Source organism: Allobosea sp. LjRoot237 (assembly GCF_964253285.1).
Taxonomy (GTDB): Bacteria; Pseudomonadota; Alphaproteobacteria; order Rhizobiales; family Beijerinckiaceae; genus Allobosea.
The window spans coordinates 3,450,568-3,472,175 of sequence record NZ_CAXUQP020000001.1 but is presented as its reverse complement, the minus strand read 5'-3'; the positions used below and the strand labels follow the sequence as shown (position 1 = coordinate 3,472,175).

Genomic DNA, 21,608 nt, shown 5'->3' with positions numbered 1-21,608 from the left:
TAGATAGGATCTATGATATGGCGGTCAGCTATTCCGGGCTTGCAGCCTTCCATGCGGTGGCGGAGGCGGAAAGCTTCACTGGCGCGGCCAAGGCACGCCATGTCAGCCAGCCGACATTGTCGGCGCAGGTACGCGCACTCGAGGACTCTTATGGCGTGCGGCTGTTCGACCGGGTTGGCCGGCAGATCAGGCTCACCCCACTTGGCCAGAGCCTCTTCGTCATAACGGCCCGCTTATTTGCGGCGCAGGACGAGGCTCAGTCTTTGCTCGCCGGCACCCGAACGCTGCAGCGCGGCCATCTGCGCATCGCGGCCGACAGCGCAACGCATGTCATGGCCGCGCTAGCGCGTATGCGTGACAGGTACCCTGGGCTGACTTTCTCCCTGACGATCGGAAACTCGTCCGAAGTCATCGATCAGATCATGGACTTCTCTGCCGACGTGGCGATTACCGCTCGGCAAAGCTCGGATCCGCGCCTTCATACGGTGAAATTGCGCTCGGATCGTCTGGTCGCCTTCGTCTCGAGCAGTCACTCATTGGCGGAACGCGACAGCATTCCGATCGAAGCTTTCGTCGGCCAGGATCTTGTCCTGCGCGAGCGCGGCTCGATCACGCGCGAGACGTTCGAAGCCCGCCTCTCCGAGGCTGGGATCAAGCCGGCCAATCTGCTCGAGGTGCAGTCGCGCGAGGCGGTTCGCGAGGCCGTCGCCGCCGGCTTCGGCGTTGGCGTGACCTTCGATGCCGAGTTCAGGCCCGATCCGCTTCTGAAGCGGCTCATCGTCAGCGGGGTCGATCTGGCGGTCGGCGAATATGCGGTTTGCCGCGCTGAGCGGCGACGCATACCGCTGGTGCGCGGCTTCTTCGAGACCGTTCAGGAGTTCGTCACCGCCGAAGCGGAACGGGCGCGGTGAATTCAGGCGATCCGCATAAGCGCGAGCGCGGCGACGATGAAGCCACAGGCGACAAGCCGTGAAGCCTGCAGCGGTTCCTTGAGCCAGAGAAAGGCGATCAAGGCGGCGAACAGCACCGAACTTTCGCGCACGGCCGCGACGAGCGGGATCGGCGCCACCGTCATCGCCCAGATTGCGATCCAATAGGCGCCGAGGGCCAAGGCGCCGCCGGCCGTGCCCTGCAGCCAGAATGGGCGCATCGCCGTCAGACCTTCCTTCCCGCGCCGCAGGGCGACGTAGGCGAACAGCGGAATGGCGTCGATGACGAACAGCGCTGCCGAGTACGCATGAGGATCCCCCGCGGCGCGGGCGCCGAGCCCGTCGACGAGGGTATAGCCGCTGATCATGACCGCGGCGAGAGCGGCAAAGCCGAGTGCGACGGGGTCGAAAGCGCTGCCGCGCCGGCGCCCCAGGATCGATATCAGCATGATGCCGATCCCGAGCAGGCCAATGGCCCCCAGTTGCAACGGTGCAAGACGCTCGCCGAAGAAGGCCACACCGACCGCTGTCGTGAGGAGCGGCGCCCCACCCCGCGCCAGCGGATAGATCTGACTCATCTCGGCGCGGCGATAGGCTTCAGCCAGGCCGATATAGTAGCCGAGATGGAAGATCAGCGATGCGACCAGCCAGGGCCACGCCTCGATCCTGGGCAAGCCCGTCATCAGCAACGCCGGGAAAGCGAAAAGCCCCGCAGTGAGGGAGATCAGTGTCATCGCCAGGATCGGCTCGAGCCTGAGCTTGACGAAGGCGTTCCAGCCCGCATGCATCGCTGCCGCCACGAGGACGATCAGAAAAATCGTCAGACTCATGTCTGCGTCCCGCCCTTCGACAGCGCATCTCCCCGGTGCTCGCGGCCATTTCGCCGGCCATAGCGATCTTGAAATGCAGTCGCCAAGTCTGACGGTCCTTTCGACGCAAAGACATCTGAGCGGTCCAAGGTCGCTTCCCACGTAGGCGTGACGGCCTCCCGAGGGCCCGTTCGACAGCGCGGCTTGTCAAGCTGGGCGCTTTACAGCATCCGAAATGCTTTGCCAGCGCAATGTTGGCGCTGGCCGACTGGCTCGCGCAAGGCGGCCGCCGAAGCGGACGGCCTCAGTTTCACGTCGATGATTGTCGAGAAATGAGCCGATGGCTGGCGCTATCGATCACCATCGACTGGCCGACGTCATGGGTAGAATGGATTCGACCAGGCGATCTTCCCGGTCTCGTCGATCACGACGATCCTGCACCAGTCGCCCTCGAACTTGCGCCAGGGCAAGCGCGCCGATGTCATCCTAAGGCCCGATAGCTTCTCGTTCTTCGAGCCGCGTCCGACCAGCGAAACCTGGAAGGCCGGTGAGCACGCGATCGCGACGACATCGCCATCGACGACGACATTCTCGATGCTTGGTCCCTGGCTGGAATAGTAGTGACCTTTCTTCAGCGCCTCGACCAGCGTTCCTGGCTCGTTGGTCTCGGCCTTGACCATGACCCAGCCGCCGAAGGCATCTCTGTTGCTGTCGGCTTCGACGACCCAGTGAGCATCGTCGCAGGCGAGCGCATTGATGCGCCGGCCGGTGTTGAGGATGTCGTCGAGATAATAGGAGCCGCCGCCGCGTCCGTTCAGGACCTGGCTCGTATGGTTGTAGACTTCGACGGCATGCGCGCCCGGTATCGAGGCGGCATCGGCCGCGGTCAGCCCATACCATTCGGGGTGGGGGATTGCGACAAAGGCGCCGGTATCGAGGCAGCGCTGCGCGATCTGCGGGCCTGTTTCGCCATCCAGGTTCCTCGGAAAATCGAGAGGGAGGCCCACGGCGAGAATATGCCATTTCTCGCCCCGCTCGGTCGCAGGAGCGTGACATTCCGCACCGAGGATCGTGGTGAAGCCATCGGTCCGATAAGCGGTCGTGTCGACGATCGGATAATCGTAATGCTCCAGGAAGTGATCGGAGAGGCAGATGAAGTCGTATCCGCGCTCCCGATAGCGCTTGCACACTTCTTCTGGCGCGAGCTTCCCGTCGGAGCGCGTCGAGTGCGTATGGAGATTGCCCCGGTAAAAGCGTCCCGGCGCGGCGAAAGCCTCAACTTGCATGCTTCAATGTCCTGTGTGCGAGTTGCTGCGAGGCGGTTGCAAAGGCCGCCAGCAAATTTCTCGTGTAGTCGGAGGATGGAGCGCTCAGCACGGCGGCCGTTTCGCCGTAGTCGCGGATGCGCCCCTTCTCGAGCACGAGGATCTGGTCCGACATCTCGGCGACCACCGGCAGGTCGTGCGAGATGAAGAGATAGGTCGTTCCGTACTCTCGCTGCAGGCGCTTCATCACATTGAGGACGGAGGCCTGCACCGTCACGTCGAGCGCTGAGGTGACTTCGTCGCAGAGCACGAGATCCGGCTTGCCGGCGAAGGCGCGGGCAATGGCGACGCGCTGCTGCTGGCCGCCTGAGAGCTGGCGCGGCGAACGGCTGAGGAACGTTGAGCCGAGGCCGAGCTCCGCCAGCAACTCGACCGTGCGGTCGCGCGCCGCTGCGCGGGTGATGCCGAAGAAGATCTGCAGCGGCCGGGCGATGATCTGCTCCACTGTATGCTGGGGATTGAGCGAGGAGGCCGGGTCCTGGAAGATCATCTGGACGCGCCGGCGCAGCTCGCGGTCGCGCTGCGGGGCGAGCCCGGACAAGGGCCTCCCATCGAACCGGATCTCGCCGCTATTGCCGGCGACGAGACCGGCCACGAGCGCGGCCAGCGTCGACTTGCCGCTTCCGGATTCCCCGACTACCCCGAGCGTGGTGCCGGATGGTACCGACAGCGAGATGTCCGCAAGCGTCGGCGGCAGGGCCGGGGCCGGAAACAGGCGCCGCAGCGGGTTCCAGCCGGGCGGGCGCGCATAGGAAAAGTCGAGATTCTCGATCGACAGTGCGGCGCTTTGACCGTGAAGCGAAGTGACGTTGGAGGGCTTGCTGGTTTGAAGTTTCGGAATGGCCGCGATCAGTGTTCGCGCATAGTCTGTCTTGGGATGCGTGAACACCTCGCTGGTCGGCCCGTCTTCCAGGACCTTGCCGTCCTTCATAACGAGGACACGCTCGCACATGCGGGCGATCACGTTGAGGTCGTGGCTGACATAGATCAATGTCGTGCCGGTACGCTTCTGCAACCGGCTGACGAGGTCGAGCACCTGCGACTCGACCGTCTTGTCCAGCGCGGTGGTCGGCTCGTCGAGGATGATGAGCTCCGGTTCCGCCACCAGCGCGGCCGCGATGACGACACGTTGCCGCTGCCCGCCGGAGAGCTGGTGCGGATAGCGGTCGTAGATGTTGGCCGGATCGGGCAGCTCCATTGCCGCCAGCAGCTCGAGCGCCTTCTCCTTCGACGTCCGGCCACCGGCCGCTTTGTGCAGCCGGATGAGCTCGACGAGATGCTGGCCGATGGTCAGGTGCGGGGTCAGTGAAGACAGCGGATTCTGCGACACCATTGCCGCCTGCCGCCCGCGATAATCGAGAAGCTGGTCCGGTCGGAGCTTCAGCACGTCGAGCCCAGCGACGCGGAGACTGCCTCCGGCGATCCGCGCCCCCGGCCGCGTGTAGGCGAGAAAGACGCGGGCCAAAGAGGATTTGCCACAACCGCTCTCGCCGACGATGCCGAGCGTATCGCCCTTGCCGATGGAGAAACTCACCGTGTCGACGGCGGCCGTCTCCGTCTTCGGACCGGTCTTGTAGACGAGCTTGAGGTCTCGCACCTCGATATGCGGGGGTGCGGGCATGTCAAAGCTCCGTGGAGGCGATGCCGAAGGAGCGCGCAAAACCGTCGACCATGAAATTCACCCCGATGATCAAGGTGGAGAGCATGATGGCGGGCAGGAGCAGGAACCAGGGGTCGGTGAAGACGACCCCCATGGCCTCCTGCACCATGAGGCCCCAATCCGGTGTCGGCTGGCTGATGCCGAGGCCGAGGAAGGACAGCGCGCTGATGCGCAGCACGGCCGAGGACACGCGCACGGCAAGTTCGACGCCCAGGAGCCCGGTCAGGTTCGGCAGGATCTCGCGCAGCATGATGGCGAAGCGGGTTTCCCCGCGCAATTCGGCGGCGCGCACGAAGTCGAGCGTCGAGATGCTGATCGTCTTGGCGCGCATCACGCGCACGACGCCCCAAGTGTAGACTACCGCCACCACGGGAATGAGGGCCCCGATGTCCTTACCGAGCGCCAGTGTCAGGATGGCGATCAGGATGATTTCCGGGATCGACATCATCGCGTCCACGAAACGCATGATGAACTCGTCGAAATACCCGCCGACATACCCCGCCAGCACGCCGAGGAAGGTCCCGACCGCAAGGGCGATGGCGACGCCGCAGAATGAGACCAGGAGCGCAACCCGGCCCCCTTCGATGATCCGGCTGAAATAATCTCGCCCAATCTGGTCGGTCCCCATTAGGAATTCCCAGGACGGTCTCTGGAGCGGCCCGGCAACCAAAGCACTGGAATCGTTGGGAGCGATCAGCGGGCTGAACAGGGCCAGGAACAGATGCGCGGCGACGAGGATCGTGCCGAGCACGGTCGCGGGCTCCGACAGGGCACGCCTGAGCGGTGATGGGCGTCGCGCCGACGGCGTTTCGGAGGCGGGAGCGAGGGTGTCAGCCATGACGGGCGCTCGTGCGGACCCGCGGATCGAGCGCCAGAACGGCGAGGTCCGCGATGAGGTTGGCCGCGATCACCGCCAGGGCAGCCAGGAAGGCGATCGCCTGGATGATCGGGATTTCCCGCTGGGCCAAGGCGCGCAGCAATTCGCTCCCCACGCCCGGAAACTTGAAGACGGCTTCGACGACCACGGAATTGGACAAGAGCGCGGCGACGAAGACTGCTGTGCCGTTGAGCATCGGGATCATCGCGGACGGGAGAGCGTGCTGAATGCCAATCCGCCAAGCGGGAACGCCCGCCAATTGCGCACGCTCGGCATAGTCGCTGTTCAGCGCCTCGATCATGCCGGTGCGTAGCAGCCGGAACTGATAGGCCGCGCCGTGAACGCAGAGCGCGATCACCGGAAGGATCGCGGCGGCCAGGATGGCGAGCTTGGGCGCGTCGGTCGGCGCGAAGATCACTGCCGGCGACAGACCCAGCCAAACGGCGAAGACGATCACGAAGATGTTGCTGACCACGAAATCCGGCATGGAATAGGTGAACAGCGTCGTGCCGCTGATGGCGTTGTCGAGGCGCCTGCCCGGCTTGAGGCTCGCGAGCACGCCGAGCACGATAACGGCGCCGAGCATGACTGCCAGCGCCACCCCGGCGAGGATGGCGGAATTGATCATCGGATGGAGAATGCGGTCGAAGACCGGCTCACGCTTGACGATGGTCGAGCCGAAATCCAGCGTGAACAGTCGCTGCCACACTTCGAGGAAGCGAACATAGACCGGTCGATCCAGTCCGTACTCCCGGCGCATGTCGGCGATCTGCTCGGACGAATAGAAGGCAAGTTCTTCCGCAGGAACAGTGGCTGTAAGCGCATCGCCCGGCAGCACTTCGGTGCCGAGAAACACGATCAAAGCTGTCAGGCTCAGAATGAAGAAGGAAAGCGCAAGCCTTCTTCCCATCATCGTGATAATCCGCGCCATATTCGTCGCCCCTAGCGTGTGCGGGAACGGCAGAGCCGGCAGAATGCACCTCCGCTGTGCGCTCAGGCCGTGATCCACACATCGTCGAAGCGGCTGCTCCAGTTCTGCGAGTGCGATCTGAGGTTTTGTACTTTGGGTGAATGCGCGAGCATGTTGCGGCGGCCGCCAAGCATGATGGCAGGCGTATCCGACTGGACGATGCGCTGGAGCTCCTTGTACATGTCCAAGCGTTTCACATCGTTCGGCTCGGAAATCGTCCGCTCGTAGAGCGCGACGAAGGCGTCGTATTTCGCTCCGGCCCAGCCCGCCGCCTCGGTCGGGTTCGTGATGAAGCGCCCGAGGTTGATCGCCGGATTGCGGGGTCCCACCAGCGATCTGGCAGGGCGGCCAACCGGCGCATTCACCTGCTTCACATATGCGTCGAAGCCGTCCGCGGGTATTTCGCGAAGCTCGACATTGATCCCGGCCTGCTTCAGCGATTGCGTGACGATCGCCATGATCCGCGGTTCTTCCGGGAACGATGCACAGAAGACGATGGCGGGCAGAGTCAGGCCGTTTGGATGCCCGGCCTCCGCCATGAGCTTTTTCGCCCGCTGGACGTCGTGGGGCTTCTCGCGAGCGGAGAACTCCGGATTGATGCCCGACATATGAGTATCGTTGCCGACCCATGTTCCAGGATCGTTGTAGATGATCTTGTTGATGGCATCGCGATCAATGGAAAGACTGATTGCTTCGCGGATACGGGGATCATTCCAGATCAGATTAAGATTCTTGGGGAGGCTCAGGAGGAACTGATCGCCACCTTTTGACTTGTGAATTTTCCCTCCCGCGCTCTCATACTGCCCGGCCGTCGTCGGATCGATGTTGAAGACCGCGTTGAACTGGCCTGATCGGAACCCGTTGATCGCCGTTTGCGAATTGACGATGTAACCTTCGATCTCGTCGACGAAGGGACGGCCCTTCAGCCAGTAGTTCTCATTGCGGATGGCCTGGAAGCCGCGGCGATTGTCGACCTGGACGAGCTTGAAGGGGCCGGTACCGACACCATCCGCCAAGATGAGATCGGGCGCGGCGGCCGGAACGATCACGATCCGGTATTCGGCGAGCGCGTAGGGCCATTCGGCGTAGCTCGCATTCAGGACAAAACGCAGGCCATATTTTCCACGCGCTTCGACCCTGTCGAACCACTTGTTGATGAAGGAGCTGCCTTTCTGGGCAATGTGAGCGTTGATCGACGCGACCGCGTCTTCCGACGTCATCTCCTTGCCGTTGTGGAACATCACGCCTTCGCGCAGCTTGAAGTCCCAGATCTTCAGCGCTTCATCGACGGGCGCCCAGCTTTCCGCCAGCTCGCCCCTGAGATTGAAATCGTGGTCGATCCAGATCAGGCAGTTCCAGATCGAGCGGGTCAGCAGATCAATCCAGAAATAAGGATGCTTGCCGTTGTTCGACGTCCCGACCGCCCAATTGGGGTAGGTCTGGCCATAGACGAGCTTGCCGCCGCTTTTCGGGCTGGCGCCCTGCGGAAGCCTGGCCCAATCCGGAATAGAATCTGCAGCAAGAGCCTCTATATCAAGTATTGACTGGGTTCCGACTGCCGCGGCACTGAAACCGATAAGTTGTAAGAATCCCCGTTTCGATACGATGTTCATTTAGTCCCCCCGCAAAACCGCATCGACGAGTCGATTTCCGACAACAGATTCTCTTTGGCCGCCGGGGGCGTCCCGATGGCATTATTTTTATGTTGTATCTGAGCGTTTCCTCATGAAATTCTACGCGCGCCATGGAAGAGCTCAAATACGAAGTTCCTATGCAATTCATAGGATTCTTCTATGTTTTTTATGCTGTCCATCGGATGTGACAACAGGATGAAAAGCCGAGGCGGAGGCTTGCGAGGCGTCCGGATCGCGGAGCCGCTGGTTCGCAGCGCCGGCAGATAATGAGCTCGGCCTTGCACCCGAAAGATGCTTCCACCATTGGAGAGTGCGGTGAATCCCGGGCACGGATAAGTTGGGTCCTTCGATCAGGAGAAGGACCATGCGGCGCAGCCGTTTCAGCGAAGAGCAGATCATTTCGGTGCTGAAGGAGCACGAGGCGGGGATGAAGACCGCTGACCTGTGTCGCAACCGCGGGACCTCGGACGCTCGACACAAGGGCACCGACAGCCGTCCCGCAGGGGGCGAACCAGCGCTGGAGCCTCGACTTCGCGTCGGATGCTCTGAACGATGGTCGGCGCTTCCGGGTGCTGAATATCGCCGACGACTTCACCCGTGAGTGCCTGGCGGCGGTGGTCAACACCTCGCTCCCCGGCGCCCGTGGTGCGCGAGCTCAATGAGGTCATCGCTCGCCGCGGCCGCCCCTGCATGATCGTGTCGGACAACGGCACCGAGCTGGTCAGCCGGGCGATCCTGCGCTTCTGCGACGAAGCCGCCATCGAATGGCACTACATCGCGCCGGGACTACAACACCGTCAGACCCCATACGAGCCTCGGCCGCCTCTCGCCGTCGATGTTCGCCAGCCGGTCCCCCGCGGACCAAAACCCAGCCGGACCTAACTTATGACCGGTAGGAAAATGGGGAGCACGTCGGATACGATCGCCGTTAGTGAGAGCTCTAAGCGAGGCGAGCCCGAGCAGCACTGGCGATGTCGGGCGCGCCCAGGAACGCCATCGTCCTCCTCAGCTCCACGGAGAGCATGTCGAGGATGTGGCTCGCACCATCGGCCCCGCCGATCGCGAGGCCAAATAGCGGCGCGCGGCCGACAAGGACACCTCGTGCTCCCAGGGCGAGGAAGCGCGCAATGTCCGCGCCGCGGCGCACACCGCCATCCGCCAGGATCTCGATGCGATCACCGACTTCGTCGGCTATCGCCGGCAAAACCTCCGTCGGGCCGATTGCGCAATCGAGATTGCGGGCGCCGTGGTTCGACACGACGATGGCGTCGCAGCCATGCGAGGCCGCCGCGAGCGCATCGTCGACACGCAGAATGCCCTTGAGCACGAGCTTGCCGCGCCAATGCCGCCGCAGCAGCTTCACATCCTCCCAGGTGACATCCGCTGCCAGGGCGACCTCGTCGGACAACGTGACCCGGCCGAGCTTCGTGCGGAACTCCTCGGGATAGTGCGCATAGGTCGGCACGCCGCCCGTCGCCAGCGCCCGTAGCATCACGCCAATGGCCCAACGCGGATGCAGTGCGACATCGATCCCGGCGCGCCAGGACGCCTTGAGCGGAATCCCGAAGCCGTTGCGGGTATTGTACTCCCGGTTGGGGCCGACGGCCGTGTCGACGGTGAGCACGAGCGTCTCAGCGCCCGCCGCCCGGGCGCGATCGAGCAGCCCCAGCATGCGCTGCCGGTTCTGCCAGACATAAAGCTGGAACCAGAGCCGGGCGCCGGACTCCGCCGCGATGCGTTCGATTGCGGTGATCGATTGGGTCGAGACGCAAAATGGGATGCCGGCTTGCGCTGCCGCTTTCGCGAGCGCGATCTCGCCATCATGCCAGACGAGGCCGGCCACCGCCGTGGGCGCGACGACCAGTGGGAGCGACAAGCGTTGGCCGAGGATTTCGACCGCCGTGGACGGCCGCGACACGTCGACCAGCACCTTGGGCGCGAGTCGGATCGCGTCAAGCTGCCTGCGGTTCGCGGCGATCGCGACCTCGTCCTCGCTACCGCGGTCGATATATTCGAACAGCCCGCGCGGCAGGCGGCGGGCGGCGGCGCGACGGGCATCGGCGACGTTGAGGATATGGCCGAAGGCAGGCTTGGCGGTCATCGCGGCAGCATGGTTCCAATGCCGCGTTCGCGGGCGCGGCTGACGACGAGGTGGGCGAGGGCGAGATCGGCCAGCGCGAAGCCGCGGAAGCAGAAGAAGGAGCGCGCGCCGCGCGCCGTCGGATGGGCGGTGCCGGCGAGTTCGACGAGGTCATGGCCGAAGGTGACGGTCGTCACGGGATTGCCGTCGACGTCATAGGGCGCCTGCGACTGTGCGAGGCTGTCGGTCGCCAGCACGTCGAAGGCAGGGAGACCATCCGGAATCCAGCTGCGCCCGATGTCGACGGCCGCAGCGAAGGCGTTCGGCCGCATCAGGCGGGCGTCGAGGAAGGGTTTCAGGCCGGGTGCGCCCGGCACCATCGAGATGATGATGTCGCTGCGGCCGAGCAGAGTGCCTGCATCCGTCACGATCTCGCTGGTGAGGCCGCGGGCGGAGGCAGCTTGCGCGAAGCGTTCTGCCGACGACCGGCTGCGGCTCAACGCCAGGACCGCGGTAAGGCCCGGATAGAGATCGAGGAAGGCGGCGAGATGGGCATAAGCCTGCAGTCCGCAACCGACGAACCCGATGGTAGCGGGCGCGCTTGGCGCCATGCGGGAGGCGGCCGCCGCCGAAAGCGCAGCGGTGCGCACGAGCGTGATCTCGTCGCCGTCGAGTACGGCAAGGGGCGCGCCGGTTTCATAGTCGCTGACGCAGATCAGGGCATTGATGCCCGGAACCGGGCTATCCGAGGCCACCGGGGCCATCGAGACCCATTTCAGGGTCGCGACTCCGTCCGCCTGCGAGGCTGCGGTCATCGCCTGAAAACCGTGGCCAGGACCAAGCATGAGCCCATTCTTGGGCAGGCTCTGGTTTGTGCCTGCGGCATGGTCGCGAAAGGCCTGGAGCACGGCCTCGCGCGCTTGGCCGGGATCGATCGCGAGCGCCTTCACATCGCTGCGCGAGAGATAGAGCAGGTGCTCGCTCATCGGGCGAACCTCCGTGCGGAATAGGGAGCGGGATCGAAGGGTGGTTCCTGGCCATCGATCAGCGCCGCCACAAGTCTCGCCGTTGCGGGAGCCTGAGTCAGCCCGGTATGGGCGTGGCCGAAGGCATGCACGATGTCGCTCGAAGCCGAGGCAAGGCCGATGCAGGGCAGACCATCGGGCGTCGAGGGGCGGTTGCCCATCCAGCGGTCTACCCGAGCGGCATCGAAGCGTTCCACCAGTTCGGGAAACATCTTGCGGGCATAACCCAACAGGATGTCGGCTCGGCGCCAGTCGGGAGGAGCGGTGGGATCGGCGAGCTCGACCTGTCCAGCAATCCTCAAGCCTTGCGGCGTCGAGACCACGCCCATCTGGCCGTCCGACGGCATCAACCCGGCGCCGAGTTCCACGCCAGGCTCGGGAATGATGACATGATAGCCGCGCTCGGCGATCAGCGGCACGCGATCTCCGGCGAGCCGGGCCAAGGCGTCCGAGCCGATTCCGGCTGCGATGACGGCGCAGTCGCAAGCGAGGGCACCTCGGTCGGTCGCGACGGCGTTCAGCCTGCTGCCTTCGATGACGAAGCCGATGGCGCGGGTCGCGAAACGTTCGGCGCCGCGCGCCTCGAGAAGCCGGGCGAGGGCGGCGCAATAGGCGCCGGGATCGGCGATCTGGCCGGCATCGTCCAGCCGGGCGCCGAAGCTGTATGCGGGCGACAGCGCTGGTTGCAGGCGGCGGAGCTCGGACTCCTCGATCTCGCTAAAGCGGATTCCGAATTCCCGACGCATCGACCAGATGCGACTTTCGGCTGTAAAGGCGCTCCGGTCCGGATAGACATAAATCAGCCCTTCCTGCCGGATGAGGTGGCTGGCGCCGGCTTCGGCTGCATAGGTCCTGTGGGAGCTCACCGTGTCCCGGCACAGCGGGTAGCGCTGGCGCGCGCAGAGCGCGATGCGCTCCCAATCGCGGCCGGCCGCGACGAATTGCGCGAGCCAGCCGGCAAGCTGCGGCAGATCGCGCCAGCGTACCGTGAAAGGCCCGGTTCGATCGAAGAGGAAGCCCGGCACCTTGCGCCAGAGACCGGGCAGCGAGATCGGCATGATCGCGCCCGGGTTGATCCAGGTCGCGTTGCCGTAGGACGCCGCTTGCCGGCCGCCGGGCTCGCCCGGCTCGATGAGCAGGACATGATGGCCGGCGCGTTGGATCTCCAGCGCGGCACACAGCCCGACGATGCCGGTGCCGATGACCGCAACAGTCAGAGGTCCTTGCTCCGGCATGCGCTTGTTTCAGTCGCGATTGTGGAAATGGCTGAGGAACGCCCTGGTCGCTTCCTGTTTCGGCTCGCCGATCACCTCGCGTGCCGGCCCTTCTTCGACGATGACACCGTCGCGCATGAAGACGACGCGGTCAGCGACCTCGCGGGCGAAGCCGATCTCATGGGTGACGATGATCATGGTCATGCCTTCGCCGGCAAGATCGCGCATGACGCCGAGCACCTCGCCGACGAGTTCCGGGTCGAGCGCCGAGGTCGCCTCGTCGAAGAGCATGACCTCCGGCTCCATGGCGAGCGCACGCGCAATAGCGACGCGCTGTTTCTGACCGCCCGAGAGTTTGTTGGGAAAGGCGTCGACCTTGTCGCTGAGCCCCACCTTGTCGAGCAGCTTGCGCGCGAGTTCCCCGGCCTGCCGCTTTGGCATCGCCTTTACCGAGATGGGCCCCTCCATGACGTTTTCGACGACCGTCATGTGCGGGAAAAGGTTGAAGTGCTGGAAGACCATCCCTGTGTTGGAGCGGAAGCGCGCCTGCTCGCGGATCGCCGGCAGCTTCGAGCCGTCGCCGAAAGTGAAGCTGTCCTTGCCGATCCGGATATTCCCGCCCTCGGGCATGACGAGCAGGTTGAGGCAGCGCAGCAGAGTCGACTTGCCGGAGCCGGAAGGGCCGATCAGCGCCACGACCTGACCGGATTCGACCTTGAGGTTGATATTGCGCAGGACCGTCAGCGAGCCGAAGCTCTTGCGCAGGCCGGAGACCTCGATCTTGTAGCTCATCGCCATCGCCTCAATTGCTTTGGGCGAGCCGCTTTTCGGCTCGTTTGACGATTGCCGTCAGCGGCAGCAGCACGATGACGTAGATCGCGGCGATCACCGTGTAGACCTCGAGTGCGCGGTAAGTGTCCATGGCCGCCACCTGTCCCTGATAGAGCAGATCCGGCACGGCGAGCACCGAGACGAGCGAGGTGTTCTTGAACTGGATGATCGACTGGTTCATCAGCGGCGGAATCATCCGCTTGATCGCCTGGGGCAACACGATGCGGCGCATCACGCGCGCCGGTGTCATGCCCAGCGCCAGGCCGGCCTCCGACTGGCCGGAATCGATCGAGACGATGCCGCCTCGGATGATCTCGGCATAGAAGGATCCGCCGTAGAGGGTCAGGGTGACGATCGAGGCGGTCAGCGCGTCGAGCTTGATGCCAGTGACGATCGGCAGCGCATAGTAGAACCAGAGCAGCAGCACGAGCAGCGGGGTGAGCCGGAACATCTCGATATACGCCCAGGACAGCCAGCGCAGTACCGGCGAGCGCGCAAGCTGGGCCATGCCGGCGACGAGTCCGGCGATCAGCCCGAGCACCACCACCGCGATCGTGATGCCAATCGTCACGCCGGTCCCGGTCAGGAAGATCCAGCGGTAGCTCCAGACGATGTCGAAGTTCCAAGTGTATTCCATGCCCACCCCGTTGGCATTCGGCTCGCGGCCCCGTGTGCGAGGCCGTCTGCGGGAATGCGGGTCAATCGGCGTTCCGCGCGGGGCGCGGAACGCCGAGCGAAGCTTAGAGTGTGATGCCGGCTGGAAGATCCTCCGGGGTCACTCCGACCTGCTCCAGGCTGCCGACGACGGCCTCGCGGACGAGGCCGAGGCCGCGTGCATAGACGATCCAGGTGTTGACGAAATCGCGCCAGGTCTTGTCCGTCTCGCGGCGGAAGGCGGCATTCGAAGTCGAGCCGAAGAAGGGCTGCGGCACGATCACCTTGCCAAGCGCCGGATCGGCCTTCACCGCGCGCACGCCGCCCATCCAGAAGATGCACTGCGCGTCGACGCGGCCACTGCGCAGCGCCAGCATGGCTTCGTTGATGGTCTTGAACCGTGAGATCTGCGCCTTGGAGCAGAGCTTGCTGGCGATCTGGTCGTGCGCCGAGCCGACGTCCACCGAGATTTTCACCTCGGGCTTGTTCATGTCGGCCCAGCTCTTCGGTTCGAAGCCGGGCTTGGCGATCACCACCAGCGCGCTGTCGTAGACGGTGGTGGAGAAATCAACCGCCATGGCGCGTTTCGGCGTTGGGTTGAGGCCGAACATGATGTCGATCTTGTCGGCCTGGAGATCGAGCACCGCATTGCCCCAGGTCGTCTCGACGAGCTCGAGCTCGACCTCCATATCGGCGGCGAGGGCCGCGCCGATGGTGTAGAAGTGGCCACCCCATTTGCCGCTCGCCGGGTCTTTCATGAACCAGGGTGCCGAGGAGGTGACGGCGCCGAGGCGCAACTTCTTGTTGGCGACGACGCGGTCGAACGTGTTCTTGGCGGCAGCCTGTGCGTCTGCCCGGTTGGCGGTCAATGTGAGAGCGGTGGCGGCAACTGCGCCGGCGCCGATGAGCCCTGCCAGATCCCTGCGCGTCGTCATGGTCTTTCTCCCGTTGTGATGAGGTGCAACCTCGTATTGTCGGTGAGCAGGCCCCGCTTCCCCGGCGGGCTTTCGTGAGCTGCAGCCCCTCACCGAGGGCTGCAGCGCAATCTCGTCGTCCTCAGGCGGCCTTCGGCGCCAGCAGGACGCCCGGATTCATCAGGTTCTGCGGATCGAACAGCGCCTTGACCTTGTTCATCAGCTCGTAGCGCAGCGGATCGGCGAGGCGCTCGAGCTCCTCAGTCAGCTTGCGGCCGACGCCGTGCTCCGCACTGAAGGTGCCGCCGAAACGGGCGGCGACGTCATGGATCGCGCGTTCGACGTCGAGGGCAAAGGCCTCATCGTCCGGCAGCGAGGCCCAGAAATCGCGCTGGAACATCAGGATCACGTGCACATTGCCATCGCCGAGATGGCAGACGACCTGCGTTACCGCCTGCGGATAGCGCTCGGCCGCGACCCCATCGGCCGCAGCGATGAAGGGCGCGACATCCGATGAGCGCACGGCGACGTCCAGGACGATGCCGATGCCTTCCTTCTTGTTGGCCTCGGACACCGAATGCCGGATGTGCCAGAACTCCGACGCCTGCTGCTCGGAGGTCGCGACGACGGCATCGAGAGTGCCGCCGCTCTCCAGCGAGGCGCCGACGACCTCCTCGAGAATGGCGGGGAGTGCCGTGGTCGCATCCTCGCTGCCGAGTTCGATCAGAACCGACCAGGCCGGGATATCCGCGAACGGGAAGCGTGCCCGTTCGGCATGCCGGCGCACCAGCTCGAATTGCGAGGCCGAGACCAGTTCGAAGGCCTGGATGTAGGAGCCGGCCCGATCCTGCAGGGCTGCCAGCAAGGCGACCGCTGCGGCGGGATCGACGACGCTGACCCAGGCATGGGCCGTGTTCGGCGTCTGCGGATGCAGCTTCAGCGCTGCGCCGGTGATGATGCCGAGGGTTCCTTCCGCGCCGATGAAGAGGTGGCGCAGCATGTAGCCGGTGTTGTCCTTGCGCAGCGCCGCAAGGTCCGCGAGCACCCGCCCGTCGGGCAGCACCACCTCGAGCCCGGCGACCAGATCGCGCATCGGGCCGTAGCGGACGACGCCGGTACCACCGGCATTGGTCGAGATCAGCCCGCCGATCTGGGCGCTGCCCTCGCTGCCGAGATGCAGCGGGAACTGTCGCCCCGCTTCGATCGCAGCATTGTGGAGATCGCCGAGCACGACACCGGCATCTACCATTGCAATACCCGTCGCGCGGTCGATGGCGCGGATGCGGTTCAGGCGGCGGAGGGACAGCACAATGCCGGGCTTGTCCTGCCGGTCGCTTTCGGGGACGGCGCCGAAACACAGTCCGGTATTGCCGCCCAGTGGAAAGATCGGCTGGCGTTCAGCAGCGCAGAGCGCGACGATGGCGGAGACCTCCTGCGTCGAGGCCGGCTGGACAATGGCGAGCGCTCGGCCGCGACGGCGTTGGCGCCAATCGGTGATCCACGGCTCCATCTCCGCCGGATCGGTGATCAGCCCCTTGTCGCCGACGATGCTGCGAAGCTCTGCGAGCACGACCCTGGTCTCCTCAGGAGAGGCTGATGGCTTTCGCCTGCGCCGCGGCGATCCTGAGCTTTGCCATCGTCTCGGCGCTCGGTCCCAGCAGCGGCAACCGCACGCCGCCGACGGGCATGCCGGCGAGTGCCATGTACTCCTTCAGCGGTCCGGGGTTGGTCTCGACATAGATCGAGTCGACGACAGGATCGATCTTGTCCTGCAGCGTCAGCGCCTCCTTGAGCTTGCCCTGGCGGGCGAGCTCGAAGATCTCGATCCAGATCTTCGGGTAGATCGTGGCCGAGGCGAGCACGCCGCCGCGGGCGCCTAGCGCGATATGAGTGGCGAAGAGCGGCTCTTCGCCCGATAGGATCGCGATCTTGTCGCCGGCGTATTTCACGGTGCGGATGAAGTCCGGCATGTCGTAGGACGAATACTTCATGCCGATGATCGAGCCATCCTCGGCCATCGCCTGAACAGTATCGGCGAAGGCCGAGACCGTCGTGCGGCGCGGAATCTGGTAGAGCATCACCGGCAGGTCGAGCGCATCGCGATAGCGCCGGAAATAGGCGCGCATGCCATCCTGTGTGCCGGGGGCGTAATAGGGCGTGACCGTCATGACCGCGGCCGCGCCGGCCGCGGCGAAGTCGCGCCCGGCCTCGAGCGCATCCTCGAAACCGGTCGAGAGCACGCCGGGAATGACCGGTTTGCCGTCGGCGGCCTCGACGCAGGCGGCGACGATCGTGCGGCGCTCGTCGCGGGAGAAGGCCGGGTACTCGCCGGTGCCGCCGATCGGCACGATGCCGGAGGCGCCGGCCCTGAGCTGGAAGCGAACGAGCTCCTGCAGGCCCTTGATGTCGACGGCGCCGTCCGCGGTCAGCGGCGTGACGATCGCGGTGTAGAGGCCGCTCAGCTTGTCCTGGGTCAGTGTCATCGAAGCATCCCTGCCGCGATGCGCCGTCTCGCGCATCGTCTCCCGTCAATCACGCTCGGTCCATGGCCGGCGCATCCTTGAGAGGAAGCGTGTTTCACGAATCCATCATTGTCAACACAAAGGTACAAAAAATGTCGGATAGGAAATTTTGCGTAGGAAGATGTTGACTCTCCCTTTTCATCCCTGCCGCGCATGACTATGACAGAGCGGGGGCGCTCCAAGTCCTTGGCGGAGAGAAGTCGCATGCCGGAAATCTCATTGGCGGAGCGGGGCGATACGCCTGAGCCGCCGGAGGCCTCGCGCAACGGCGACGAGGCTCGCGGGGTCGATATCGGCGCGCGCCTGCTCAAGCTGCGCAAGAGCCGCCGCCTGACGCTTCAGGACGTCAGCACCATGACGGGCGTGTCGGCCTCGGCCTTCTCCAAGATCGAGCGCAACGAGCTGTCGCCGACGATCTCGACGATCCAGCGCATTGCGCACGGGCTGGAGGTCGAACTGGTCACGCTGCTGTCGGCCGAGGATGACGTCAATCCAGTAAGTTTTGCCGGGCGCCGCAGCATCAGCCGAGCCGGCAGCGGCAGCAAGCACACCACCGGGACCTGCAACAACGTCCTCCTTTGCGCCGATCTCAAGAACAAGCGCGCGACCCCGATCCTGACGACGGTGACGGCGCGCTCGCCCGACGAATACGCGGCCTGGGCGAAATCGGAGGCGGAGATCTTCGTGACGGTGCTGGAAGGAACGCTCGTCGTACACAGCCGGCTTTATGAGCCGCTCGAGCTGAACAAGGGCGACTCTGTCTACTACGACGCCACCACCGAGCACACCTGGACGTCGAAAGGCCCGACCAACGCCGTGGTTCTCTGGGTTCTCGTCGACCTTTGAGGCTCCGGCACGGCGAACGCCAGCAGCGTTCGCCATCGTGGCGGTGTGAACCCAAGCGTTACGCGGTCTTCAAGATACCTCGCCGATTATTGAGCGCGGCGCGGACCTGACCGGCATTCACTAGGGCGCGGAGGTATGGCGCCTGTCGAGCACTCTCCCACTCGCCGCCATGACGACCGAAATGACGATCGCCGCTATCGCTAAAGACTGTTCGCCAACGCCACGAAGAAGGCGTCGTCGTTGATTTCCAGGCGCCTCCGATAGCCTGGCTTCGAGCGGGCGCTCAGCACCACGACGACGAGGCGCTTGCGTGGGTTGATGTGGATGAATTGCCCGTAGATGCCTTCGGCCTGGAAGGTGCCCTTCAAGGCGGGATCGTCGAGGACCGGAACCCACCACATGTAGCCATAGGGGATGCGCATCTCGCCGATCCGGTAGGGTGCGCCGGCCTCGTCGCGCCAACCGTCCGGCAACAGCTCCTGCGAGTCGATCCGCCCGTCGTCGAGCACGAACTGGCCGAAGCGGGCATAGTCCCGGAGCGTCGCATGCAGACCGCTGCCGGCGATGCCCATGCCGTCCGGGCTCTCGCACCACCAGGAGGCGTCTGCCTCCATGCCGATCCGCGACCAGAGCTTGGTGGAGAGATAGTCGGCGAGGCTGGTCCCGGTCGCGTGCTCCAGCACCAGGCCAGCGAGATAGGAATCGCCGGTGTTGTATTTCCACGAGCCGCCCCGCGGTGTCTCGGCTGGCAGGCTCTCCATGTGCCTGACGATCCCTCCCGGCTCCCAGTTCATCTGGGTGTCCATCAGCAGGCGCCGGTCGGATGTCGGGTCGGTGTAATCCTCGTTCCAGCGCACGCCGGTCGCCATGCGCAGCAACTGGCGGACCGAGACGCCGGTATAGAGCCCGCCCAAGTTCACGTATCGCGTCACCGGGTCGTCGAGGCTTGCGATCGCGCCTTCGCGCAGCGCGATGCCGTAGAGCGTCGCGGTGACCGATTTCGCCAGTGAGCAGGATTTCCACTGCGTCTGCGGCCCGATGCCGAGCGAGTAGCTCTCCTCGACCACCGCGCCATCCTGCAGCACCATCAGCCCGGCGACGCGATTGACCGACAGATAATCGTAGAGATCGAACGTCCGGCCGTGATCGTGGATCTCGAGCGGCGGCAGCCTGTGGCCGGCATCGGGAAGCGGCGAGATCGTCTCGCCTCGTCGTACGCGCCGGGAGGGAAACCAGCCGACCTCCTGCGACATCGCCGCGACCATCTCGTCCGGCCGCAGCGTGCCGTCATAATAGCGGCGGATGTGCTCGCGCGCGGCGGCATCCATGCCGCTCTTGTGGGTCGTCGTCATGCGATCCTCTCGAAGCCCATGCGGAGTGACCGTAACGGTCAGAGCGGAGCGTGTGGTGCCGAATAGGTGCCGCGCGCGAAACGGTCCAGCTTGAGCGGCGCCAGGATCGCGGCCGGAGCCTCGCCTGTGGCCAGCCGAGCGACATGACGGCCGACCGCGGGCGCAAGCCCGAAGCCATGCCCGGAGAAGCCGGTGGCGACGACGAGGCCACCGATCTCGACGGGAGCGTCGAGCACTGGAAGAGCATCCGGCAGGACGTCGATCCGACCGGCCCAGGATTTGACGATCTCGATGCTGGCCGCTCCGGCGAACAGATCACGGACAGCCGCTCCCGTCCGCGCAGCCAGCTTGCGGTTCGCCGGGATGCGCGGTCGTCTTGCAATGGCGCGCTCACGATCCGGCACGGCCAGGCGCTGGTGGAGATCGTCGACGAAGGGGCGTCCCAGCCGCAGCGAGAAGCCGCTGCCATGGCGCAGCAGCCCCGGCAGGAAGAAGCGGGCGGCCCGGAAGGAATCGAACGACAGATCGATATCGGAGCTTGAATCGGCGGCGATGATGCAGGAGCCGTCGGCGCGTTGCCGCAAGCCGATGCCGAAGCCGCAGAAGCAGGCCTCGCTCAGCGGCGGCAGCGGCGCGGTCAGCGATACCGTGCTGCGCACGCTCTGCTGCGGCAGCGACAACCCGAGCGGCGCCAGCAAGCGGTAGCTCTGGGCTCCGGCCGCGCAGACCACGGTGTTGCATCGGATCAGGCCGTGCTCGGTCTGGACGCCGCTGACCGCGCCGGCCGTAGTTTCGATGGCGAGCGCGCCGCAATCCTCGATGATGTGTGCACCGCGGCGCGCCGCGGCCCGGCCGAAGGCGAGGGTCGCCAGAGCCGGCTCGGCCTGTCCGTCGGTCGCGGTATAGAGTGCGCCCTCGGTCTTGCCGCGCAGCGACGGCAGGAGATCGGTGACCTCGCGTGCCGACAGCAGCCGGGCGTCGCAGGCGATGCTGCGCGTCTTTTCGTGCCAGCCGGCGAAGGCGGCCATTTCCTTCTGCGTTGCCGCGACGAAGACGCAACCCGTCGGCCGCCAGCCGACAGGGGCTTCGAGCTCCCGTTCGAGCTCTGGCCATAGCGAAAGCGCCTCGACGGCGAGGGGCAGTTCCAGCGGATCGCGGTACTGCGTCCTGACGAAGCCCCAGTTCCGGCCGGATTGCTGCGAGGAGATCTTGTCGGCTTCGAGCAGCACCGTCCGCAGCCCGGCGCCGGCGAGATGAAAAGCGGCGGCGGCACCGATGATGCCGCCGCCGATGACGACGACATCGGCCTGACCAGGGAGGGAGTCGGCCGCCGCGATGACGTCGTCGGGAATATGCGAGCGCAGGCTAAGCATCGACATCGACAACGGCGTCCATGTCCATCTCGACCAGGATGTCCGGATCGAAGAGCCCGGCCTCGACCGTGGTGCAAGCGGGCTTCACCTCCCTGAAGGCCTCGGCGAACACCGCCATCACGGCCTCGTAGTCGGCGGCGCGAGCGATGAACATCCGCACGCGGACGACATCCGACAGGTCCGCTCCGGCCTGAGTGAAGGCGGCCGCGGCGTTGCGGAAGAGCTGGCGGGTCTGCTCCGCCGCGCCCGCGGCCAGCGTGCTCGTCGCATAGTCGTAGCCGGTGGTGCCCGACAGCATGACATGCGCACCGACGACGACGGCGCGGCTATAGCTGTACTGCGCTTCGAAGGCACTGCCGGACGAGATGTTGCGCCGGCGCGGCGCTTGCAAATCGGTCTCGCTCATGGGCTTTGCTCCGCTCATCTGTTCGGGCCTAGGCAAGCCCCGACGATGCGGCGCTGTCGATTTCAATAATTGGGGGCGGGGCCCAGGGAATTCGGGCTGCCCAGCGACCCAGCTTTTGAGGTGCCGCCCCCCAATTATTGAAATCGACTGTGTGGCGGCGCGGTGCTGTCGTTGAACATGTCGGCGG

General features: G+C 65.1%; 19 protein-coding genes and 2 pseudogenes. 4 read left to right on the top strand and 17 right to left on the bottom strand.

Annotated features, from left to right (window positions below):
• Window positions 1-17: 17 nt before the first annotated feature.
• Window positions 18-911 (top strand): LysR substrate-binding domain-containing protein, encoded by an 894-nt coding sequence (locus ACSQ24_RS16920; protein ID WP_436095800.1) that lies wholly within the window; start codon window positions 18-20, stop codon window positions 909-911.
• Between the two features lie 2 nt (window positions 912-913).
• Here the strand turns inward: ACSQ24_RS16920 and ACSQ24_RS16915 are convergent, their stop codons facing one another.
• The 6 genes from ACSQ24_RS16915 to ACSQ24_RS16890 form a co-directional block, all read right to left on the bottom strand.
• Entirely contained in the window at window positions 914-1,759 is an 846-nt protein-coding gene (locus ACSQ24_RS16915) for an EamA family transporter (RefSeq protein ID WP_436095799.1), read from the bottom strand.
• Between the two features lie 356 nt (window positions 1,760-2,115).
• Window positions 2,116-3,024, bottom strand: a complete 909-nt coding sequence (locus ACSQ24_RS16910; protein ID WP_436095798.1) for a PHP domain-containing protein — start codon at window positions 3,022-3,024, stop codon at window positions 2,116-2,118.
• Complete coding sequence (locus tag ACSQ24_RS16905) at window positions 3,014-4,684, bottom strand: dipeptide ABC transporter ATP-binding protein (protein ID WP_436095797.1); 1,671 nt, start codon at window positions 4,682-4,684, stop codon at window positions 3,014-3,016. Before ACSQ24_RS16905 ends, ACSQ24_RS16910 begins: the two co-directional genes overlap by 11 nt.
• A 1-nt stretch (window position 4,685) precedes the next feature.
• On the bottom strand, window positions 4,686-5,561 hold the full coding sequence (locus ACSQ24_RS16900) for an ABC transporter permease (RefSeq protein WP_436095796.1): 876 nt from the start codon (window positions 5,559-5,561) through the stop codon (window positions 4,686-4,688).
• Window positions 5,554-6,609 (bottom strand): ABC transporter permease, encoded by a 1,056-nt coding sequence (locus ACSQ24_RS16895; protein WP_436095795.1) that lies wholly within the window; start codon window positions 6,607-6,609, stop codon window positions 5,554-5,556. The genes ACSQ24_RS16900 and ACSQ24_RS16895 overlap by 8 nt, the downstream gene beginning before the upstream one ends.
• Window positions 6,594-8,183 carry an ABC transporter substrate-binding protein gene (locus tag ACSQ24_RS16890; protein WP_436095794.1) on the bottom strand — a complete coding sequence of 530 codons (1,590 nt, stop codon included), beginning with the start codon at window positions 8,181-8,183 and terminating at the stop codon, window positions 6,594-6,596. Before ACSQ24_RS16890 ends, ACSQ24_RS16895 begins: the two co-directional genes overlap by 16 nt.
• A gap of 385 nt (window positions 8,184-8,568) precedes the next feature.
• Between ACSQ24_RS16890 and ACSQ24_RS16885 the strand changes: the two are divergent.
• Window positions 8,569-8,628, top strand: a pseudogene (locus ACSQ24_RS16885) (hypothetical protein); the annotation flags it as partial.
• 40 nt (window positions 8,629-8,668) lie between these two features.
• Window positions 8,669-8,990, top strand: a pseudogene (locus ACSQ24_RS16880) (DDE-type integrase/transposase/recombinase); the annotation flags it as partial.
• 154 nt (window positions 8,991-9,144) lie between these two features.
• On the opposite strand, the gene ACSQ24_RS16875 reads toward ACSQ24_RS16880, so the two are convergent.
• The 8 genes from ACSQ24_RS16875 to dapA form a co-directional block, all read right to left on the bottom strand.
• Window positions 9,145-10,305 (bottom strand): alpha-hydroxy acid oxidase, encoded by a 1,161-nt coding sequence (locus ACSQ24_RS16875; protein WP_436095793.1) that lies wholly within the window; start codon window positions 10,303-10,305, stop codon window positions 9,145-9,147.
• Complete coding sequence (locus ACSQ24_RS16870; protein WP_436095792.1) at window positions 10,302-11,270, bottom strand: ornithine cyclodeaminase family protein; 969 nt, start codon at window positions 11,268-11,270, stop codon at window positions 10,302-10,304. The genes ACSQ24_RS16875 and ACSQ24_RS16870 overlap by 4 nt, the downstream gene beginning before the upstream one ends.
• Window positions 11,267-12,544 (bottom strand): NAD(P)/FAD-dependent oxidoreductase, encoded by a 1,278-nt coding sequence (locus tag ACSQ24_RS16865; RefSeq protein ID WP_436095791.1) that lies wholly within the window; start codon window positions 12,542-12,544, stop codon window positions 11,267-11,269. Before ACSQ24_RS16865 ends, ACSQ24_RS16870 begins: the two co-directional genes overlap by 4 nt.
• A 9-nt stretch (window positions 12,545-12,553) precedes the next feature.
• Complete coding sequence (locus ACSQ24_RS16860) at window positions 12,554-13,321, bottom strand: amino acid ABC transporter ATP-binding protein (protein WP_436095790.1); 768 nt, start codon at window positions 13,319-13,321, stop codon at window positions 12,554-12,556.
• A gap of 4 nt (window positions 13,322-13,325) precedes the next feature.
• Window positions 13,326-13,991 (bottom strand): amino acid ABC transporter permease, encoded by a 666-nt coding sequence (locus ACSQ24_RS16855; protein ID WP_436095789.1) that lies wholly within the window; start codon window positions 13,989-13,991, stop codon window positions 13,326-13,328.
• 103 nt (window positions 13,992-14,094) lie between these two features.
• Window positions 14,095-14,943, bottom strand: coding sequence for a transporter substrate-binding domain-containing protein (locus ACSQ24_RS16850; protein WP_436095788.1), 849 nt, complete (start codon window positions 14,941-14,943; stop codon window positions 14,095-14,097).
• Window positions 14,944-15,064: 121 nt separating this feature from the next.
• A complete protein-coding gene (locus ACSQ24_RS16845) occupies window positions 15,065-16,492 on the bottom strand; it encodes an FAD-binding oxidoreductase (RefSeq protein ID WP_436095787.1) in 1,428 nt (475 codons plus the stop codon).
• A 13-nt stretch (window positions 16,493-16,505) separates the two neighbouring features.
• Window positions 16,506-17,405, bottom strand: a complete 900-nt coding sequence (gene dapA, locus ACSQ24_RS16840) for a 4-hydroxy-tetrahydrodipicolinate synthase (protein WP_436095786.1) — start codon at window positions 17,403-17,405, stop codon at window positions 16,506-16,508.
• Window positions 17,406-17,648: 243 nt separating this feature from the next.
• Here dapA and ACSQ24_RS16835 point away from each other — a divergent pair, with 243 nt between their 5' ends.
• Window positions 17,649-18,290 carry a helix-turn-helix domain-containing protein gene (locus tag ACSQ24_RS16835; protein ID WP_436095785.1) on the top strand — a complete coding sequence of 214 codons (642 nt, stop codon included), beginning with the start codon at window positions 17,649-17,651 and terminating at the stop codon, window positions 18,288-18,290.
• Between the two features lie 200 nt (window positions 18,291-18,490).
• Here the strand turns inward: ACSQ24_RS16835 and ACSQ24_RS16830 are convergent, their stop codons facing one another.
• From ACSQ24_RS16830 to ACSQ24_RS16820, 3 genes are read right to left on the bottom strand one after another with little or no spacing between them, the layout of a single operon-like run.
• On the bottom strand, window positions 18,491-19,642 hold the full coding sequence (locus ACSQ24_RS16830; RefSeq protein ID WP_436095784.1) for a serine hydrolase domain-containing protein: 1,152 nt from the start codon (window positions 19,640-19,642) through the stop codon (window positions 18,491-18,493).
• Between the two features lie 38 nt (window positions 19,643-19,680).
• Window positions 19,681-21,021, bottom strand: a complete 1,341-nt coding sequence (locus ACSQ24_RS16825) for an NAD(P)/FAD-dependent oxidoreductase (RefSeq protein WP_436095783.1) — start codon at window positions 21,019-21,021, stop codon at window positions 19,681-19,683.
• Window positions 21,008-21,421, bottom strand: a complete 414-nt coding sequence (locus ACSQ24_RS16820) for a Rid family hydrolase (protein WP_436095782.1) — start codon at window positions 21,419-21,421, stop codon at window positions 21,008-21,010. The genes ACSQ24_RS16825 and ACSQ24_RS16820 overlap by 14 nt, the downstream gene beginning before the upstream one ends.
• Window positions 21,422-21,608 lie beyond the last annotated feature (187 nt).

Bases quoted from the DNA above. Each gene is read 5' to 3' on its own strand.
- ACSQ24_RS16920 (WP_436095800.1), top strand. From the start codon at position 18: ATGGCGGTCAGCTATTCCGGGCTTGCAGCCTTCCATGCGGTGGCGGAG.
- ACSQ24_RS16915 (WP_436095799.1), bottom strand. From the start codon at position 1,759: ATGAGTCTGACGATTTTTCTGATCGTCCTCGTGGCGGCAGCGATGCAT.
- ACSQ24_RS16910 (WP_436095798.1), bottom strand. From the start codon at position 3,024: ATGCAAGTTGAGGCTTTCGCCGCGCCGGGACGCTTTTACCGGGGCAAT.
- ACSQ24_RS16905 (WP_436095797.1), bottom strand. From the start codon at position 4,684: ATGCCCGCACCCCCGCATATCGAGGTGCGAGACCTCAAGCTCGTCTAC.
- ACSQ24_RS16900 (WP_436095796.1), bottom strand. From the start codon at position 5,561: ATGGCTGACACCCTCGCTCCCGCCTCCGAAACGCCGTCGGCGCGACGC.
- ACSQ24_RS16890 (WP_436095794.1), bottom strand. From the start codon at position 8,183: ATGAACATCGTATCGAAACGGGGATTCTTACAACTTATCGGTTTCAGT.
- ACSQ24_RS16875 (WP_436095793.1), bottom strand. From the start codon at position 10,305: ATGACCGCCAAGCCTGCCTTCGGCCATATCCTCAACGTCGCCGATGCC.
- ACSQ24_RS16870 (WP_436095792.1), bottom strand. From the start codon at position 11,270: ATGAGCGAGCACCTGCTCTATCTCTCGCGCAGCGATGTGAAGGCGCTC.
- ACSQ24_RS16865 (WP_436095791.1), bottom strand. From the start codon at position 12,544: ATGCCGGAGCAAGGACCTCTGACTGTTGCGGTCATCGGCACCGGCATC.
- ACSQ24_RS16860 (WP_436095790.1), bottom strand. From the start codon at position 13,321: ATGGCGATGAGCTACAAGATCGAGGTCTCCGGCCTGCGCAAGAGCTTC.
- ACSQ24_RS16855 (WP_436095789.1), bottom strand. From the start codon at position 13,991: ATGGAATACACTTGGAACTTCGACATCGTCTGGAGCTACCGCTGGATC.
- ACSQ24_RS16850 (WP_436095788.1), bottom strand. From the start codon at position 14,943: ATGACGACGCGCAGGGATCTGGCAGGGCTCATCGGCGCCGGCGCAGTT.
- dapA (WP_436095786.1), bottom strand. From the start codon at position 17,405: ATGACACTGACCCAGGACAAGCTGAGCGGCCTCTACACCGCGATCGTC.
- ACSQ24_RS16835 (WP_436095785.1), top strand. From the start codon at position 17,649: ATGCCGGAAATCTCATTGGCGGAGCGGGGCGATACGCCTGAGCCGCCG.
- ACSQ24_RS16830 (WP_436095784.1), bottom strand. From the start codon at position 19,642: ATGACGACGACCCACAAGAGCGGCATGGATGCCGCCGCGCGCGAGCAC.
- ACSQ24_RS16825 (WP_436095783.1), bottom strand. From the start codon at position 21,021: ATGTCGATGCTTAGCCTGCGCTCGCATATTCCCGACGACGTCATCGCG.
- ACSQ24_RS16820 (WP_436095782.1), bottom strand. From the start codon at position 21,421: ATGAGCGAGACCGATTTGCAAGCGCCGCGCCGGCGCAACATCTCGTCC.